Raw genomic sequence first — 17,049 nt, forward strand, 5'->3', positions numbered from 1 at the left:
ATCGTGTGTGTTATGAGTGTCAATGGTCATGTCATAATTAACAGGCGGGCGGGGAATCAGCGGGGCCCGGGGCGTCCGACCGGCCGCGTGTGAGCTCCCCACACGGTTCGGGCGGTCGCCAACTCCGCCCGATAGCGCCCGTATCCGTCCTCGTACAGCGCCCGTACGTCCTCGCGCGGATCGACCACCTGATGGCGTCCCGGCGGCGCCGCGTACCCGGGGGACAGCGAGGCCCTGGCGACGGACACCACACCGAGCGCGCCGACCTGCTCCTCCAGCGGGATGCGGACGGGCCGGCCGAGGACGTCGGCGATCAGCCGGGCCCACGTCAGCGACCGCGTGCCGCCCCCGCACAGGGCGAGTGTGCCGCTCAGCCCCGCCGTGTCCAGGCAGTGCCGGGCCGCGTAACCGATGGCCTCGCAGACGGCCCGGACGGCGTCCGCCCGGCCGGTCGCCAGGCTGAGCCCGTCGAGTCTGCCCTGCGCCGACGGCTCGACGAAGGGGGCCCGTTCGCCCGCTTCGGACAGGAAGGGGAAGGCCCGGACACCCCGGGCGCCGGGCGGGCTGTCGGCGAGCAGGGCGTCCACATCGGCCGTGGTCGCGCCGACGAGGGCGAGCACCCACTCCAGCGCCGCCGTCCCCACCATCGCGGGCATGGCACGCAGCCACCGGTCGGGAGCCGGTGTGCACAGCCACATGCCGGCGGGCTCGGCGAGCGGATCGATCTCGACCCGGTCGGTCAGCACCTGGCTCGCCAGGGTCGTGCCGAGGATGAGGACCCCGTCCCCCACCTCGCGCACCCCGCTGCCGATCGCACAGGCCGGCAGGTCGTAGGGCCCCGCCACGACCGGCAGCCCCTCGGGCAGCCCCAGGAGCCCGGCGCCGTGACCGTGGAGTGCGAGCACCGCGCCCGGGGCGGCGGGAGTGGGCAGCAGCCCCGCAAGCTCCGCGACGCCGCACGCCGCCAGCGCCTCGGGCGCGTAACGCCGGGTACGGGGATCGAGGAACGGCAGCGTCGCGTCGGAGGCGTCGAGGCACACCCGGCCGGTGAGGCGCTGGGCGACCGCGTCGACGCAGTAACCGGCGACGGCGGCCCCCTCCACAGAGTGGGGCTCGTGTTCCTGGAGCCAGTGCAGCAGCGGGCCGTGGCACCCCGGGAACATCCCCGAGCCGGTGTGCCCGTAAGCCGTGCTGATCGTGCCGTCCGCCAGCCAGCGGGTCACCAGATCCGATGCCCGCGCGTCCATCCAGGAGATGGCGGGCCGCACCGGGCGTCCGGCGGAGTCCCGCAGCCACAACCCGTCCCCCTGCCCGGTGAGCGCCACCGCGTCCGGCAGCCGGCCGAGCTGCGCGGCGACCTCCCGTACGACAGCGCCGACACCGGACACGACATCGTCGAGATCCTGCTCGACGCGACCGCCCGGCAGCATCTCCAGATGCGAGCGCCGACTCGCGCAGGCCAGGGCAGCGCCGCCCTCGTCGAACGCCACCGCCTTGGTGACCGACGTTCCGATGTCCACGCCGATGATGGTCCTCAACCCTGCCACCTCCTGTGCGAGCCGATGGATTCCGGGGCGCCGGCGGCGAGGACGGCCGTCAGGCCCCGCCGTCCGCAGGGGCGTCCCCGTTCGCGAGATGCCGCAACTTCTCCCCCCGCACGAAGCGGCCGACCTCGGCGGCGGTGACGGCCGCCGCACGGTGCGCCGTCTGCCGCGTCGCGCCCGCGAGATGAGGCGTGGTGATCACATTCGGTACGTCACGCAGGGCCCAGTCGGCGGGGATCGGCTCGATGTCGTACACATCGAGGGCGAGTGCCCCGAGAGCACCGCTGCGCAGCAGCTCTGGCAGGGCCGCGTGGTCGAGCAGTCCGCCGCGGGCGGAGTTGACCAGGACCGCACCGCGCGGCAGCAGCCCGAGGCGCCGGGCGTCGAGCAGGTGGCGGGTCTCCTCGGTCAGGCGGGCATGCAGGCTCACCACCGAACTCCGGATCAGAAGGTCGTCCAGCTCGACGGGTTCGACACCCTCCGCCGCGACCGCCTCCGGGTCGGCGTACGGGTCGGCCGCGAGCACATGCGCCCCGAAGGCGCGCATCACCCGCGCCACGATGCGTCCGATGGCCCCGTAGCCCACGAGCCCGACCGTGGCCCCGCCCAGCTCGCCGCCGACCTCCTCGTACGCGTAGAGGTCGCCCCGCCAGACGCCCCGCTTCAGCTCCGCGTCGGCGGCCGCGATGCGCCGCATCGCGGCGAGCATCAACCCCACCGCGAACTCCGCGGCAGCGGGGGCGTTGCGGCCGGGGGCGAAACTGACCCTGACCCCGTGCCGGGTGGCGGCGGCCAGGTCCACATTGACCGGCCCGCCCCGCGAGACGGCGACGAGCCGCAGCCCGGGCGACGCGGCGAACACCCGCTCGGTGAACGGGGCCATCTGCGTCACACAGACGGCCGCGCCGTCCAGCGCCTCCACCAGCTCCTCCTCCGTACCGCTGGCCTCACGGACCTCCGCGACCGGGCCGAAGGGCTCATGGGGCCAGGGGAGAGTCAGCTCCGTGAACTCCGGAAGCTCCCCGCCCCCGTGGGACAGCTCCTGAGCCACCGCCTCGCGAATCAGCGCGGGACGGACGAAATGGTCGCCTGCGGCGAGGATGCGCATGACGTCGGATTCCTTCTGCGAGGAGAGCCGCTGGGGTCGGTGCCGAGCAGGTCGGAGCCGTGATCCGAGCCTGATCCGAGCCATGAGGGCCCGGTCCCGGGCTGTGGAATTTCTGTTAAATTTAACAGCGCCCACGTGAACCGGCAATGCGCCCGGCCGACACGGGCAACGGCAACTCCGGCACTCGACCCGGCCCCCGACCCGGAAAGGGCGGTCTCCATGACCACGCGTCTCCTGCTCGCACGGCACGGCGAGACCGAGTGGCACGCGGAGAACCGGTACGCCGGCGTCACCGACGTCGCCCTGACACCCCGAGGGGTGGCCCAGGCAACCGACCTCGGAGCCTGGGCCGTGCGCAGCGGCGTGGACGCGGTCGCCTGCTCCCCGCTCAGCCGCGCCCGCCTGACGGCGAGCCCCGCGGCGGAGGCGCTGGGCCTGGCGGTGGAGGTCCAGGAAGGGCTGCGGGAGGTGGACTTCGGATGGGGCGAGGGCCGGACGATCCAGGAGATGGCCGATGAGGACCCCGAAGCCGTAAGGCGGTTCAGCGAGGACGCCGACTCCGGCGCCTTTCCCGGCGCCGAACCCGTCGCCCGGGCGGCGGCACGGGCGACCGCGGCCCTGCGCGACCTCGCAGACCGCCACCAGGGGGACAGGGTGCTCGTCGTCGCCCACAACACCCTGCTGCGCATCGCCCTGTGCGAACTCCTCGGACTGCCCCTCGGCCGCTACCGGCGCATCTTCCCCCGGCTGGACAACGGGGCCGTCACGGAGATCGAGCTCCGCGGCACGGAGACGGCGCTGCGCTCGCTCAACGTACCCGCGGCGCCGCCCCCCGCCACCGCGCACGGTCCGAGCCCTGCGGGAGACTGATCCCCATGACCAAGAGATCCGCCGAAGAGCGCCGACGGCTCATCGCCGACCACGTGGTGGAGCAGGGCACGGCCACGGGCGCCGCCCTCGCCCAGCTCACGGGCGTGAGCCTGATGACCGTCCACCGGGACCTCGACGACCTGGCGCGACAAGGGGTGCTGCGACGCTTCCGCGGTGGCGCGTCCGCCCTGCCCTCCACGGTGTTCGAGTCGAGCCTCGACTACCGGCTCGGCGTCAACACGGCGGAGAAGAAGGCCGTCGCGCGCGCCGCCGCCGCACTGGTGGAACCCGGCATGTCGGTGATGCTCGACGACTCCACCACGGTGCTGGTCATGGCGGGCCTGCTGGTCGACCTCGCCCCGCTCACCGTCGTCACCAACGCCCGCCGGGTGCTGGACGTCTTCGCCGGATGCGAGGGCATCCGCCTGATCGCCCTGGGCGGCGAGTACTCGCGCACCCATGACTCCTTTCTCGGCATGCCCTGCGTCGAGGCGGTGGAGGCGCTCTCCGTGGACCTCGTCGCGGTCTCCACGTCGGCTCTCGACGCCAGGACGGCCTACCACCAGGAGCAGGACGTGGTGCTGGTCAAGCGGGCGATGCTCACGTCGGCGGCGACGAAGGTGATGCTCATGGACCACACCAAACTCGCCCGCACCGCGTTGCACCGGGTGGGCCCTGTCGGCGACCTGGACCATCTCGTCGTGGACGACGGAGCCGACGCCGACCTGCTGGGCAAACTCCGCGAACGGACCCAGGTCACGGTGGCGGCCGTCGGTTCATGACCACGCCCCTCCCACCGCGATAGAACAGATGTCAACTTCACAGACGGGCCACCACGGCGATGGACGGCCACCCGCCCCGGTGGACCGACGTGGACACGTGAGGCCCTTTGGGGAAGGACGCTTTCCGCATGAGCAGTGCATCCCGTCGCCCCGCTCCGCCCTCTCCGGCCGTGATCGGCATCGACGTGGCGACCGCCTCCGTCCGTGCGCTGTGCGTGGACGGCCAGGGACGCGTACTCGCCGAGGCGCGGGCCGACCTTCCGCCCCCCGTACGGACCGCCACGGGAACGAGCGAGCAGGACGCCCGGTCGTGGTGGCCCGCCGTACGGTCGGCCCTGCGCCGCACCACGGGCGCGCTGCCCCGGGGCGGACGGGAGGTGATCGCGGTGGCCGTGTCCGCCACATCCGGCACCGTCGTGCCCACCGGGACGGACGGCGAACCGCTCGGCCCGGCCCTGATGTACGACGACCGGCGTGCCGCCGACCTCAACGCCGAGGCCCAGCGGGCGGGGAGTGCCCGGTGGGACGCGCTCGGCCTGTCGGTGGGCCCCACCGCCGCGCTCGGCCGCGCCGTGTGGTGCCTGCGAACGTACGGCTCCGCTCTGCGCCACGTCCTGCACACCCCCGAGCTGATCGGCCGCGAACTGACGGGCCACCCCGTGTCCACGGACTGGAGCCACGCCCTCAAATCCGGCTACGACGCCCGTGCCGGGGAGTGGGCGCACGAGGTCTTCGACGCCCTCGACTTCCCGCTCGGGCTGCTCCCGTCCGTGGGAGCCCCCGGTACCGGGGCCGGGGTCGTCGGCCCGGAGGCGGCCGAGGCCACGGGTCTGCCCGAAGGGTGCTCCGTACGCCTCGGGATGACGGACGGCTGCGCGGGCCAGATCGCCACCGGCGCGGTCGAACCGGGCCGGTTCGTGGGCGTCATCGGCACGACGTACGTCCTCAAGGGGGTGTCCGAGCACCTGGTGCGCGATGCGACCGGCGCGTTCTACAGCCATCGCCACCCCGAGGGCTGGTGGCTCCCCGGCGGCGCGTCCAACACGGGAGGGGAGTGCCTGGCCGACGTAGCCCCGGCCCGCCTGGCCACGCTGGACGCAGCCGCGGCGGCCCGGGGCCCGGCGTCGTACGTGCGCTATCCGCTGTGCCGCGACGGTGAACGCTTCCCCTTCGTCTCCGGCGCGGCGCGCGGCTTCGAGCTGGGCGGCCCCCGCGACGAGGCGGACGCCCACCGCGCCGCACTGGAAGGAGTCGCCTTCCTCGAACGCCTGGCCCTGGACCGGGTCGTGCGTCTGGGCGTCCCGGTGCTCGGCCCGCTGCACGCGGCCGGCGGGGGAAGCCGCAGCACCGTGTGGACGGCGATCCGGGCCACTGTCCTGGACCGCCCGGTCCGGGCCGTCGAGCGCGCGGAGACGGCGTTCGGCGCCGCACTGCTCGCCGCGACCGGCACACTCCACGAGGACCTCGCGGCGAGCGCCGCCGCCATGGTGCACAGGGGCGCTCTCGTGGAGCCGGTGCCGGCGGAGCGTCCCGCTCTGGAGGAGAATTACGGCCGCTTCGTCGAGGCGCTGCGCGAGCGCGGCTGGATCCCCGACGACTGACGCGACTGCGCGCCGACGGTGCGAGCACGGCCGCGTGTGCTGTCTACGGCCTCGTAAGTTGATGCATCAACCACCTGGGGTAAGGTGGGGCCGCGGTCGACGGATCTCCGTCGGGCCGGTCGTGAGCAGGCATTCGAGGAGGAAACATGGCGGTCGAAGTGAGCGACGTGCCCGGGGCGAGCCGGTATGAGGCCCGCGTCGACGGAGAGTCCGAGCCGGCGGGCATCGCGCAGTACATCCGTACTGCGGAGCTCGTCGCATTCGTGCACACCGAGGTCGAACCGGCCTACGAGGGCAGGGGAGTCGGGTCCGCGCTGGTCCGGGCCGCTCTCGACGACGCGCGCGCGGCCAACCTGCGGGTGCTGGCCACCTGCCCCTTCTTCGCGGGCTGGATCGCCCGGCACCCCGACTACCAGGACCTGCTGTACCAGTCCCGCAGCAAGGTCAGTGACTGAGGGGTCGGGCGCGGCGGGGGGCCGGCTGCGGCGTATCCGCCCGCCGACAAGCTAGGTTGACGTTTCAACTAACTGGGTGATTGGCTTTCCGGTACGCCTCCGCCTCCCAGGAAGGGACGGCGGTGCGGCAGTCATCCCGAGGAGGGAACCATGGCAACTCACGTGGCGGACAACCCCGATGAATCGCGTTTCGAGATCTTCGACGGCGGTGAGCGGGCCGGATTCGTCGAATATCACCGCTTCCGGGACGAGATCGCCTTCCTTCATACGGAGATCGACCCGCGGTTCGGGGGGCGAGGCCTCGGTGGTGCGCTGGCCCGCTCGGTTCTCGACGAGGCCAGGAAGCAGGAGCTCACGGTGCTTCCCTTCTGCCCCTTCATCCGTGGCTGGCTCGGCCGCCACCCCGAGTACACCGACCTGGTGCCGGAGGCGCAGCACGCGCGATTCGGGCTGTGACGCCTGAGGCCGCCGCCGACGGGCGGTCCGGGCCGCCCGCCGGCACTCCGGCGCTCGCCACCGGCGCGGACGGCGGATGAACGCGGCTCGTCTCCACGTCCTTGCGGTATCGGGGAACCCGCTGCGCCGAGAACGGCAAGTCGTTCCGGTCTGGCCCACCCCCTCCCCGGGGCCGTTGCCGTCGAGGGTCGTGTGGCAGGGGAGGGGGGCGGTTCCGTCGACCGCGCCGGTGTCAGACCTCCTTCACCGGGTGCCCGCTCATGATCGACACACGGTTGAACGCGTTGATGCTGATGGCGACCCAGAGCACGGCCGAGATCTGCTCGTCGGTGAGATCGTCGCGTGCCGCGGCGGCCGCGCCGCCCCGCGCGGATCCGTTCAGGCTGGTCGTCGCCTCCGCCAGAGCCAATGCGGCGCGTTCCGCGGAGGTGAAGACGTCCGCCTCACTCCAGGCCGCCAGAAGTCCGAGGCGCTGCGGGCTCTCCCCGGCTTCGAGCGCCGCGCGCGTGTGGGCGCGCAGGCAGTAGGCGCACCCGTTGATCTGGGAGACGCGGAGATTGACCAGTTCCACCAGTGTGACCGGCAGGCCGGCACGGGCGGCCGCCGCCCCGGCGGCCTGGGCGGTGCGTGCGAGAGCACGGAACGCTTCGGGATCGAACTTGTCGATGAACACCTTGTCGTCACGGCTCGATGCCGAGGTGATGGCCACGGGAACTCCCTGCAATCGATATAATGTTGAATGGTGAACTATATATCCGGAGAGTCGAGCATGAGCAACGTCGAACGTGATCCCGTCGGCATGCGCTGCGCGCGGGGACCGGAGGAGGCTGAACCCGCCCTCCACCGCGTCGAGATCCTGACGCCGCGTGATGTCCCCCTGGGCGGCCCGCGATCCATGAGCGTGCGCCGCACCCTTCCTCAGCGGGCCCGCAGTTTCGTGGGCGCCTGGTGCTTCGTCGACCACTACGGACCCGACGACGTCGCCCTGCGCGGCGGCATGGATCTCCCGCCGCATCCCCATACCGGCCTGCAGACGGTCACCTGGCTGTTCGACGGCGAGGTGGAGCATCGGGACAGTCTCGGCAGCCACGCCTACGTGCGCCCCGGCGAGCTCAATCTGATGACGGGGGGCCGCGGCATCTGCCATTCCGAGGTCTCCACGGATCGCACCACCGTTCTGCACGGCGTACAGCTGTGGGTGGCGCTGCCGGACGAACACCGCGAAGCGGAAAGGGACTTCCAGCGCTACGTGCCCTCGCCCATCCGGAGGGACGGCACCGAGATCAGGGTGTTCCTCGGCTCGCTGCTGGAAGCGGTCTCACCGGTGCGCACCTTTACGCCGCTGCTCGGCGCGGAGCTGATTCTCGAGGCCGGCGCGTCCCTCACCCTGGGCGTCGACACCGAGTTCGAGCACGGCCTCCTCGTGGACGAGGGGGACATCGAGCTGAACGGGACGGCGTTGAGCCCCGCCCAACTCGGATTCCTCCGTCCGGGTATCGACTCGTTGAGTCTCCGCAACACATCTCCCGCCCGGGCCCGAGTCATTCTGCTGGGCGGACCGCCGTTCCAGGAGGAGATCGTCATGTGGTGGAACTTCATCGGCCGCAACCACGACGACATCCAGCGGGCCCGAAAGGACTGGGAGGAGCAGTCGACACGCTTCGGCGCGGTGGAGGGGTACGCCGGAGACCGGCTGCCCGCCCCGGAACTGCCCAACGCGACGCTCGCGCCCCGCCGCAATCCGCCCAGCTCCTGAACCACGGTCCGCGCAGGAGCCGAGCCAGAACATTCGGTACGGTCCGCGTGCCGAGCGAAATGGCGAGCGGGACTGCATATTCCATACGTCCGGTGATGCGCCGACAAGTTTTTTCCGCGACGCTCTGAGGTTGCCCTTTCTCATGGAGGAGGATGAATGCGGTCGATCATTCCCGACTATCTGACCGAGGTTTTGGATGCTGTGCGGCCGGACGAGTCCGGCGAGCTGGCGGGATACATCCCCGAGCTCGCCGCAGCGGACCCCGAGCGCCTCAGCGCAGCCTTTGCCATGGTGGACGGAGAGGTATACGGCTCCGGTGACATCGACACGGAGTTCACGATTCAGTCGATCTCCAAACCGTTCGCGTATGCGCTGGCGTTGGCGGATCGCGGGTTCGACCCTGTGATGGACAAGGTCGGTGTCGAGCCGTCCGGAGAGGCGTTCAACGAGATCTCCCTCGAAAGCGGCACCGGTCGGCCCCGCAATCCGATGATCAACGCCGGCGCGATCACCGTTCATTCCCTGGCCGGTGCGGAGGGCCTGAACGCGGCCGAGCGGGTGGAACGGGTGGTCGACGGTCTTTCGGCCTTCGCGGGACGCCGATTGAGGACGGACGATGCCGTATACGCGTCGGAGATGAAGCACGCCCACCGGAACCTTGCCATCGCGCACATGCTCCGCAGCCACGACATTCTCGTCGAGGACGCGCGGGCCGTCGTCGACGGCTACACCCGCCAGTGTTCCGTGCTCGTCAGCACACGCGATCTGGCCATGATGGCCGCGACCTTGGCGAACCGCGGGATGAACCCTCTCTCTGGCGAGCAGGTGGTGCCGGAATCGGTGGTGCGCCAGGTGCTGAGCGTCATGTTCAGCTGCGGGATGTACGACGCGGCCGGCGACTGGGGCACCCAGGTCGGTATCCCCGCGAAGAGCGGTGTCGCTGGAGGCCTGATCGGTGCGCTCCCCGGCCACCTCGGCATCGCCACCTTCTCACCGCGCCTGGACAACCACGGAAACAGCGTTCGCGGGGTGTCACTGTTCGAACGATTCTCTTCGGACATGGGTCTGCATGTGATGGAGGTCCCCGCCGCCGCGCGTGCGGCTCTGCGAACCAACCATGTCGTCGGCAGCGGACCGGACGCCCTCCGCGTTCTTGAGCTCCAGGGCGGCATCGGCTTCGCCGGAGCCGAGAGGATCATCCGGGAGACCGTGGGCACCTCCTACCCGGAAACCAGGGTGGCTCTGGACCTCACACGGGTCCATTCGCTCGATGACGTGGCCCGGCGCATGCTTCTGGAAGTCACGCGCCGGCTGACGCTCGACGGTCACGAGGTCTACTTGGTCGATCCGGAATCGATCATGCCCGACCCCGATCCAGGCGATGGCGGACGCGTGACCGTAGTTCACGGCGTGGACGAGGCGGGCTGAAGCGATACGGGCGGCCCAGCGTGTGGTGCGAAGCACCGGCTCGGCCCCTCACCCGGAGGCACGGCCCGACTGAAGCTCCGGGCCGGGCCCGGGACTTGCCCGGTCGGTTTCTCCCCCGCGGCGTCGGTGAGGTATCAGCGGGGACGGTCCTGCGCTTACGTTGCGGCGGGGACCTGGCCCTGAGGCTGCTGCCGGGCGGTCGGTGCGCCCCTGCGCTCAGTTTCGTCCCGCACGAGGAGGGAGAGCAGTGAGGCTACGGGCAGGCCGGCTTCGGCGGGATGGCGCAGCGCTTTGTCCGGGCCGATGCGGTAGGTGTTCGTGCGTCCTTCGCGGGTGTGCGAGAGGTATCCGTCCTGCTCCAGGTCGGAAATGATCCTCGACACGGCACGCTCGGTGAGCCGACAGTGGGCGGCTATCTCACGGATGCGGACGTTCGGGTTGTCGGCGATGGCTGCCAGCACACGCGCGTGGCTGGTGATGAACGTCCATCCGGTGTGGGATTCAGGTACAGCGGCCATGTCCACCATTTTAGGGGACCCAGGTTGCCGGAAGCATGTTGCATGACATATTTTTCCGGTAACCGATGACGTGCCCCCGCGGGGGAGAAGCACAGAAGGAGCCCGAGGTGTTCTTGAACGAGGCCGCCTTGTCGACGCGCACGAGCAGCGCCGGCGGGACGCCGGCCCCGGAACGAACCCCTTCGTACGGCTCTGAGGTGCGGCGTTACGAGTACCGCGGGGCCTGCGTGATCGTCGCGTCCGGTGAGTTCGACCTGGGCTCGCTCCCTCCGCTCCACGATGCGCTGAGTAGCGCCGTCAGGCATTACCCGAAGGTCCTCCTCGAAGCCTCGGCCGTCACTTTCGCCGACTCGACGTTCCTCAACCTGCTGATTTTCACCCACCAGACGGGGACGCTGCGCGTCGTCGCACCCTCAGCACAGGTGCGACGCCTCTGCGAGATCACCGGCGCCGACACCGTCCTGGAGATCCGACGGACGATCGAGGAAGCGACCGCTTCGTAAGCCGGCGCCCCGGCAGCGACAACTAGGGCTGACCGCGCGCCGGGGCGGGCCGGGTGGGGAGCTGCCCTGCGTGTGGTGAGGCCGTGCGGGAATGGCGGACCACGGCCTAGTCCACTTCCCACGCCCGGCGGGCCTGGGACACGCCTGCCGTTGACCGTGGGCAGACCGCCTCGTATCAGGCGCAGCATCGATGCCGCGCTGGTCCCGGGGCGCAGCCTGAGGAGCAGCCGAATCGGGCATCCGCGCCGTGGCCCCATGGGTAACGGGCCGGAACCGCTGCCGGCGATCGATGTCATATGCGCAGGACAACTGGGCACTTGAACGGGGCTACGAAGGGAGTCTTTGCTATGGCCATGGTTGAACGGCATGCCGGTTACGCCCCTGGTCGGCCCGACCATCCTTGCCGCTGTGCCCCCGCGTCTCAGCAGAGAGCTGAGCTGCCCCCGACGCCGTCGCCAGTATCTGTGCGTTCAGCCTGCACGCACGGGCGTGCGTCGGACGAAGTCCCTGAAGAGCCCGAGACAGCACGGGAGCGCGTGAACCGGAGATGGAACGAGGTGCTGCAGGAAACCAGGGTCGCGCAGACCGGTGTGCAGATCCTTTTCGGCTTCCTGCTCAGTGTTGCTTTCACGCCTCTCTTCCGAGATTTGGGACTCTTTGACCGTATCGTCTATGTGGCGACCGTGGTATCGGGCGCGTCGGCAACCGCGTGCCTCATAGCCCCGGTTTCCATCCACCGCTTTCTTTCCGGTCAGCGGATGAAGGACGAGATGGTCGAGGTGGCCGGCCGTTTGATGATCGCGGGGATGGTCCTGCTCGCCCTGACCATCGGGGGTACGTTGCTGCTCATTCTGCGGGTCGTGGTGCCGGGCATCCTGGCTGAAATCCTGGTGGGGGCGGTCATGCTGTGGTTCGCTCTCTGCTGGTACGCACTGCCCATGGCCCTTCGCCACCGCTCGGCAAGGCGCCAGCTCCATGGGGCCGGCCAGTGACGTGTCTGCTGTGCCTGCGCCGTCCTTGGCCGGTGTACACCGTGGGCCGCCCGCAAGCGGGTCAGAGGTCTGTTGGCCTCGCTCGACTGCGGGATGCCGTGACTGGGCGCGCCAGTTGGAGCCGATCACCCACGTCGGTGACTCCCGGCAGGGCCCCGCACGCGCCGACGTCGCCACCCCCTCGTCGCTTACGCCCGCGCCGCAGCCGCGGCGATCCGGGACCGGGTCGCCGCCGTGGTCGACATAGCCTGGCGGCCGTCGACGTCGCCGCGACCGTGTTCGAGATGAAACGGGTGAGGGCGCTTCCAACGCCGTCACCTGCTCGCTGAAGCCCGCAAGCCAGTCGTCGTCAGCCCGGACGTGCCTGCGGCTCGCCGGGTGAGCTCGTCATGGACGGCTTCGTCCCCGCCGCGGGGCGCGGTCTGCTCCATTGCGTTCAGCTCGGGCGCATGCGTGTCCCGCGAAGCGGGCCGGGAAGCCCGAGGCCCCGACCGGACGCCGTCCTGGCGGACTGCGCGTACTCATCTCGCGAGATCCGCAATCACCCCCGCCGACGGGGAACCTGCGTTGTCCCCCAGCCGTCCGACCAGATCGGCCACCTGCGGCGAGGGCCGCGCCGGCACTCGCCCACCGGCTTTCGACACCGAGGCGTATCGGCAACGCAACGCGGCCGGGCGATGCATGAACCGGCTGAGGCAGCGGCGCGGCCTGGCCAGGTGAACGGACAGACTCTCCATCGCCCACCAGACCGCGCTCCACCTCGCCGTCGTCCTCATCCGGGCACACCGATGGCCACGGAACAAGAACCTAGACCCGTTCCAGCGGGCGGTGAGGGGGCGGCGGGGGCTCGACCTGGATGGAATCGTCGGGGCGGACGGTCCCTCCACGGCGGACCACAGCCATGACGCCGCACTTGAACGTGAACTCGCCGGACGAAGGGTCCATGGCGAAGACCTCCCCGAGCAGCCCTGTGCGGAAGTCGTTGATCTTCGAGCACGGGTTGCGCAGTCCGGTCACCTCAAGTACCGCCTGTTCCCCGATATGGAGCAGGGTGCCGGTGGGCAGGCCCAGAAGGTCCGTCCCGCGCGTGGTGATGTTCTCGCCGAGCTGGCCCGCAGAGACTCCAAAGCCTTTGAGCGCGAGTTCGTCGAAGAGTTCTTCGTGCATCAGGTGGACCTGGCGCAGGTTGGGCAGGTTCGGCTCGTAGGTCATGCGGAACTGGTGACGGATCGTCTCACCTGCGTGAACGTCTCCTTCCACTCCGAGCCCCGTGAGCAGCCTGATGGAATCGCGATTGGGCTTGCTGAACGAGTACCTCTCGTTACGGCTCACTGCGGTCACCTGACCAGGCATCACGCTCTCCACCTGTCGTTGTTCTGCGGCCGGTCGATCATAGAGGCGGTGCAAGCAGCCTTGTGAGGGAAGCGTGCAGGCGGCGACGCGCTGACCGGGCCGTGGCACGGCCAGTGGTCCGGGCGGGGTGCTGGAGGCCACAGGGCCTTGTCGCGGGTGGGGCCGCGGCCGGAGTGGTGCCGGGCTTGATGGCGGTCAGCCGTACGCCGTTCACGGTGGCGCTCCCGTCCCAGTCGAGTTCGATGATGTGGGCCGCGGGGGCGTTCCACGACCACTACGACCAACTCGGCACGCCCACCGTACGCGCCCCCACCCGCACTCGGACCGCCCCTTCGTGGTGCCGCTCGGCGAGGCAAGGGTCATCAACCCGGCGGGATCCAGGAAGGAGGCTGGCCCGCCCCCCCCGGAGGAGCAATCGTCGTGCAGGGCCACGGGGCCAGGCAGATCGAGCGCGATCCGCGGACCGGTGCTCAGCCTGTCATGAGATCTTGGCCGGTGGCGGTCGCGGCGTCCGGGACGATGGTGAAGACCTGGTCCAGACCGACGATGCCCAGGGTGCGGGCCGTGTTGGCGGGAACAGCGGCCAGTACTATTCCGCCGCCCTGCTCGACGGCCACGCTTCTGGCTGAGATCAGAGCACTGATTCCGCTGGAGTCGCAGAAGTCCAGACCGGCCAGGTCCAGAACCAGCAATTGCCCTTCCGCGACGGTGAGACCGTCCACGGCCTTGCGTAGTTCGGGCGCAGTCTCGTAGTCGAGTTCGCCGATGATCTCCAGTACGGGACCGGTGGCGGCGAGGCGGGTGGTGATCGTCAGCGGGCTCATGTCAGGTTGTCACTCCCGGGGTTGCGGACAGGGCGGGCACGCCGAGGGCCAGCAGCGCGGTGTCGTCGTCGAGTCCGTCACCGAAGGAGGCGAGCAGCCCGGTCAACGCCGTGATCAATGCCCGTGGGCCCTGTGCGGGCTGGGCGGTGGTGAAGGCGCGCAGGGCTTCGTCGCCGTACAGCGCGCGGCCTGGTCCGGTCCGGGCCTCGGTCAGGCCGTCGGTGTACAGGAGGAGGGTGTCGCCGGGGAGCAGCCGGGCGCGGGCGGCGGTGAATCGGGCCTGGGGGAGTACGCCGATGAGCATGCCGCCGGGGGTGTGGAGGTAGTCGGCGCTGCCGTCGGCGCGCTGGATCAGAGTGGAGGGGTGCCCTCCGGAGGCCAGGTGTACCTCGACGTGGCCGTCCTCGGGTTGAAGGACGCCGAATACGGCGGTGCAGTAGCGGCCTTCGCCGCTGGAGTACCGATCGTGCAGCACCGTATTCAGAGTGGTGAGCGCCGTGACGGGGTCGGAGTCATGGAGAGCGGCGGCGCGCAGGGTGTAGCGGGCCAGCGAGGTGACCGCGGCTGCCTGGGGGCCCTTTCCGCACACGTCGCCCAGGAAGAACGCCCACCGGTGGGCGTCCAGGGGGAAGAGGTCGTAGAAGTCGCCGCCCAGCAGATCAGGGGACGCCGTGTGGTAGTAGGAGGCGGCTTCCATACCGGGAACCGCGGGCAGCTCGGCGGGCAGCAGGCTCTGCTGGAGGACGGCGAGCGCCTCCTGGAGCCGGACGCGGTCGGCCTCGGCCTGCCGACGCGCCTCGTCGGCCGCTCGGCGGCCACGCAGCAGCTCGGCCTCGTACGCGCGGCGGTCGCGCGCGTCGAAGACGGTTGTTCGGATCAGCAGTGGTTCGCCGCCCTCGCTGGTCTTCACCTTCGAGGTGACCAGCACCGGCATCCGCCCGACAGCACCCTTGATGTCCAGGGCGATGCCGCTGACCTCGCCCTTCATCTGAAGCAAGGGGGCGAAGTGCGTCTCGTGGTACAGCTTCCCACCCACGGTCAGCAGGTCGGTGAACCGCATCCGTCCCACCACCCGGGACCGCTCCAGCCCCAGCCACTCCAGCAGCGTGGCGTTGATCTTCGCGATGGTGCCGTCCATCAGCGTCGACAGATACCCGCACGGAGCCTGCTCGTACAGCTCCTCGGCGCTGTCCTCCAGCAAGGAGGTGAAGACCGCGTCCGTGGCGTGGACGTCCTCTTCCTCCCCCGGGTCCGGGGCCTGGCCGGTGCGGCACATCACCAGGCGGCTCCGACGAAGTCGACGATCGCCGCCGCCGTCGCCTGCGGTGCGCTCAGCTGCGGACAGTGCCCTGTCGCTTCCAGGGTGACCAGCCGGCTGGTGGGGATCGCGTCGTGGACGTAGGCGCCGACTTCACGGGGGGCAATGACGTCCTGCCGGCACTCCAGGATCAGCGTCGGCACCGTGACCGCCTTGAGGTCCTCGCGGCTGTCGGACAGGAACGTCGTGCGGGCGAAGACCCGCGCCATCTCAGGGTCGGTCGCGCAGAACGAGGCGGTCAGTTCCTGGCCGAGTTCGGGCCGGTCATCGTTGCCCATGATGACCGGGGCCATCGCCGCCGACCAGCCCAGATAGTTCGACTCCAGCGACTCCAGCAGCTCGTCGATGTCCTCGGCGCTGAACCCGCCTCGGTACTCCTCGTCGTCGATGTAGCAGGGGGAGGGAGCGACCATCACCAGTCGGGCGATGCGCTCCGGTGCTTTCGCCGCGGCGAGGACTCCCACCATCGCGCTGACCGAGTGCCCCACGAACACCACATCCCGCAGGTCCAGGTCCTCGACCACCTCCAGCACGTCCTGGGCATAGCCGTCCAGCGAGCTGTAACGACGCTCGTCCCAGGCGGACGGGTCCGCCCGACCTGAGCCCACGTAGTCGAAGAGAACCAACCGATGGCTCTCCGCCAGCTCCGGGGTGACCAGACGCCACATGTTCTGATCACAGCCGAACCCGTGCACCAGTAGGAGCACCGGCCCATCCGGACAGCCGGTGACGGTGACGTTGTTCCTGCGGCGGATATCCATACCCGCCAGTCTTCCACCTCTTGGTACCCGCAACGCGAGAGGGGGCTGACGCCTTGATCCCTTTCGCGCTCAGTCACCAACTGTCGCGCTCGGTCACAACACCCTGGACTCCCTGAGAACTGGCCCGTTGATTCGAACAGGGGTTCTAATGGAGGTATGGACCGCTTCCCTTTCCCCGACGACCTGATCCGCGCCCAGCAGGACTGGCACGCCACCTACCGCGCCCTCGCCGCACCCAGCCCGCGCCATGCCACGGAGCTGCGCCGCCGCCTGCTCCTGCTCTCCGTCCGCATCCACTGGCACCCCTTCTGGTCGACTCCGGCCGGGTGGTCGCCGGCCGCGCGGGTGGAGCTGCGACGGCTCACCGGAGGGGACCGGCAGGCGGACGCGGCGTGAGGCGGGAGCCCCGCCCCCTCACGGCGCGACAGGAAGCGGTCTTGGCGGTCATCCGGGTGTGGCTCACCGAGCACGGGCACGGGCCCACGGTCCGGAAGATCGGGGCGCGGGTCGGTCTCTCCAGTACCAGCTCGGTCGCCCACCAGCTCACCCAGCTCGAGAAGCGCGGCCTGGTCAGCCGGACCGGCCGGGACTGGAGCTCGTGCGTTCTGCGCGAGGAGAAGCCCGTCCGTCCGTCGGGACTGCGGAGCCGATGATCCCGCCGGAGGAGCTTCGGTATCTGCCCGTCACCACCCCGAGGGACGCGGTAGCGCGCGTCCACAGCGACCTCGGCCCTCACTGCTCTCCGCGTGACGGAACGCAGTATGGGCGCCACAGTCACCT

At 70.3% G+C, this 17,049-nt stretch carries 19 protein-coding genes and 1 pseudogene; 12 read left to right on the plus strand and 8 right to left on the minus strand.

Annotation, left to right across the window (positions count from 1 at the left end):
* Window positions 1–56: 56 nt before the first annotated feature.
* Both RNL97_RS32845 and RNL97_RS32850 read right to left on the minus strand, forming a co-directional pair.
* Window positions 57–1,538 carry an FGGY-family carbohydrate kinase gene (locus tag RNL97_RS32845; RefSeq protein ID WP_030590571.1) on the minus strand — a complete coding sequence of 494 codons (1,482 nt, stop codon included), beginning with the start codon at window positions 1,536–1,538 and terminating at the stop codon, window positions 57–59.
* A 58-nt stretch (window positions 1,539–1,596) separates the two neighbouring features.
* Window positions 1,597–2,652, minus strand: coding sequence for a 2-hydroxyacid dehydrogenase (locus tag RNL97_RS32850; RefSeq protein WP_030590568.1), 1,056 nt, complete (start codon window positions 2,650–2,652; stop codon window positions 1,597–1,599).
* 219 nt (window positions 2,653–2,871) lie between these two features.
* Here RNL97_RS32850 and RNL97_RS32855 point away from each other — a divergent pair, with 219 nt between their 5' ends.
* The 5 genes from RNL97_RS32855 (at window position 2,872) to RNL97_RS32875 (ending at window position 6,816) form a co-directional block, all read left to right on the plus strand.
* The gene (locus tag RNL97_RS32855; protein ID WP_030590565.1) at window positions 2,872–3,522 is read left to right on the plus strand and encodes a histidine phosphatase family protein; all 651 of its coding nucleotides are present in this window, start codon (window positions 2,872–2,874) and stop codon (window positions 3,520–3,522) included.
* 5 nt (window positions 3,523–3,527) lie between these two features.
* The gene (locus RNL97_RS32860; RefSeq protein WP_030590562.1) at window positions 3,528–4,304 is read left to right on the plus strand and encodes a DeoR/GlpR family DNA-binding transcription regulator; all 777 of its coding nucleotides are present in this window, start codon (window positions 3,528–3,530) and stop codon (window positions 4,302–4,304) included.
* A 128-nt stretch (window positions 4,305–4,432) separates the two neighbouring features.
* A complete protein-coding gene (locus tag RNL97_RS32865; RefSeq protein ID WP_313751591.1) occupies window positions 4,433–5,905 on the plus strand; it encodes an FGGY-family carbohydrate kinase in 1,473 nt (490 codons plus the stop codon).
* Between the two features lie 146 nt (window positions 5,906–6,051).
* A complete protein-coding gene (locus tag RNL97_RS32870; RefSeq protein WP_030590556.1) occupies window positions 6,052–6,360 on the plus strand; it encodes a GNAT family N-acetyltransferase in 309 nt (102 codons plus the stop codon).
* A gap of 150 nt (window positions 6,361–6,510) precedes the next feature.
* Window positions 6,511–6,816, plus strand: coding sequence for a GNAT family N-acetyltransferase (locus RNL97_RS32875; RefSeq protein WP_030590553.1), 306 nt, complete (start codon window positions 6,511–6,513; stop codon window positions 6,814–6,816).
* Window positions 6,817–7,048: 232 nt separating this feature from the next.
* Here RNL97_RS32875 and RNL97_RS32880 read toward each other — a convergent pair whose 3' ends face one another.
* On the minus strand, window positions 7,049–7,525 hold the full coding sequence (locus RNL97_RS32880; RefSeq protein ID WP_106978459.1) for a carboxymuconolactone decarboxylase family protein: 477 nt from the start codon (window positions 7,523–7,525) through the stop codon (window positions 7,049–7,051).
* A gap of 60 nt (window positions 7,526–7,585) precedes the next feature.
* On the opposite strand from RNL97_RS32880, the gene RNL97_RS32885 reads away from it, so the two are divergent.
* Window positions 7,586–8,572: a pirin family protein gene (locus tag RNL97_RS32885; RefSeq protein WP_313751592.1), complete on the plus strand. Its 987-nt coding sequence runs from the start codon at window positions 7,586–7,588 to the stop codon at window positions 8,570–8,572.
* 156 nt (window positions 8,573–8,728) lie between these two features.
* Window positions 8,729–10,000: a glutaminase gene (locus RNL97_RS32890; protein WP_313751593.1), complete on the plus strand. Its 1,272-nt coding sequence runs from the start codon at window positions 8,729–8,731 to the stop codon at window positions 9,998–10,000.
* Between the two features lie 155 nt (window positions 10,001–10,155).
* On the opposite strand, the gene RNL97_RS32895 is transcribed toward RNL97_RS32890, so the two are convergent.
* Window positions 10,156–10,518, minus strand: coding sequence for a helix-turn-helix transcriptional regulator (locus RNL97_RS32895; protein WP_243316254.1), 363 nt, complete (start codon window positions 10,516–10,518; stop codon window positions 10,156–10,158).
* 113 nt (window positions 10,519–10,631) lie between these two features.
* Between RNL97_RS32895 and RNL97_RS32900 the strand changes: the two genes are divergently transcribed.
* The 3 genes and pseudogenes from RNL97_RS32900 to RNL97_RS32910 form a co-directional block, all read left to right on the plus strand.
* Window positions 10,632–11,021 (plus strand): STAS domain-containing protein, encoded by a 390-nt coding sequence (locus RNL97_RS32900; RefSeq protein ID WP_234313489.1) that lies wholly within the window; start codon window positions 10,632–10,634, stop codon window positions 11,019–11,021.
* A gap of 464 nt (window positions 11,022–11,485) precedes the next feature.
* The gene (locus RNL97_RS32905) at window positions 11,486–12,013 is read left to right on the plus strand and encodes a DUF6328 family protein (RefSeq protein ID WP_050500158.1); all 528 of its coding nucleotides are present in this window, start codon (window positions 11,486–11,488) and stop codon (window positions 12,011–12,013) included.
* A gap of 440 nt (window positions 12,014–12,453) precedes the next feature.
* Window positions 12,454–12,826 (plus strand): annotated as a pseudogene (locus RNL97_RS32910) (IS5/IS1182 family transposase); the annotation flags it as partial.
* Here RNL97_RS32910 and RNL97_RS32915 read toward each other — a convergent pair.
* The 4 genes from RNL97_RS32915 to RNL97_RS32930 form a co-directional block, all read right to left on the minus strand.
* Complete coding sequence (locus RNL97_RS32915) at window positions 12,821–13,366, minus strand: MOSC domain-containing protein (RefSeq protein WP_030590518.1); 546 nt, start codon at window positions 13,364–13,366, stop codon at window positions 12,821–12,823. The pseudogene RNL97_RS32910 and the gene RNL97_RS32915 overlap by 6 nt on opposite strands.
* 470 nt (window positions 13,367–13,836) lie before the next feature.
* On the minus strand, window positions 13,837–14,190 hold the full coding sequence (locus RNL97_RS32920; protein ID WP_030590515.1) for an STAS domain-containing protein: 354 nt from the start codon (window positions 14,188–14,190) through the stop codon (window positions 13,837–13,839).
* A 1-nt stretch (window position 14,191) separates the two neighbouring features.
* Window positions 14,192–15,466: a PP2C family protein-serine/threonine phosphatase gene (locus RNL97_RS32925; protein ID WP_030590512.1), complete on the minus strand. Its 1,275-nt coding sequence runs from the start codon at window positions 15,464–15,466 to the stop codon at window positions 14,192–14,194.
* Complete coding sequence (locus RNL97_RS32930; RefSeq protein ID WP_030590509.1) at window positions 15,466–16,269, minus strand: alpha/beta fold hydrolase; 804 nt, start codon at window positions 16,267–16,269, stop codon at window positions 15,466–15,468. Before RNL97_RS32930 ends, RNL97_RS32925 begins: the two co-directional genes overlap by 1 nt.
* A 156-nt stretch (window positions 16,270–16,425) precedes the next feature.
* Here RNL97_RS32930 and RNL97_RS32935 point away from each other — a divergent pair, with 156 nt between their 5' ends.
* Together RNL97_RS32935 and RNL97_RS32940 are read left to right on the plus strand one after the other, a co-directional pair.
* Window positions 16,426–16,665: a hypothetical protein gene (locus RNL97_RS32935; protein WP_030590506.1), complete on the plus strand. Its 240-nt coding sequence runs from the start codon at window positions 16,426–16,428 to the stop codon at window positions 16,663–16,665.
* Window positions 16,662–16,922 carry a LexA family protein gene (locus tag RNL97_RS32940; RefSeq protein WP_313751594.1) on the plus strand — a complete coding sequence of 87 codons (261 nt, stop codon included), beginning with the start codon at window positions 16,662–16,664 and terminating at the stop codon, window positions 16,920–16,922. The genes RNL97_RS32935 and RNL97_RS32940 overlap by 4 nt, the downstream gene beginning before the upstream one ends.
* Window positions 16,923–17,049 lie beyond the last annotated feature (127 nt).

The sequence above is a fragment of the Streptomyces parvus genome (assembly GCF_032121415.1).
GTDB lineage: Bacteria > Actinomycetota > Actinomycetes > Streptomycetales > Streptomycetaceae > Streptomyces > Streptomyces globisporus_A.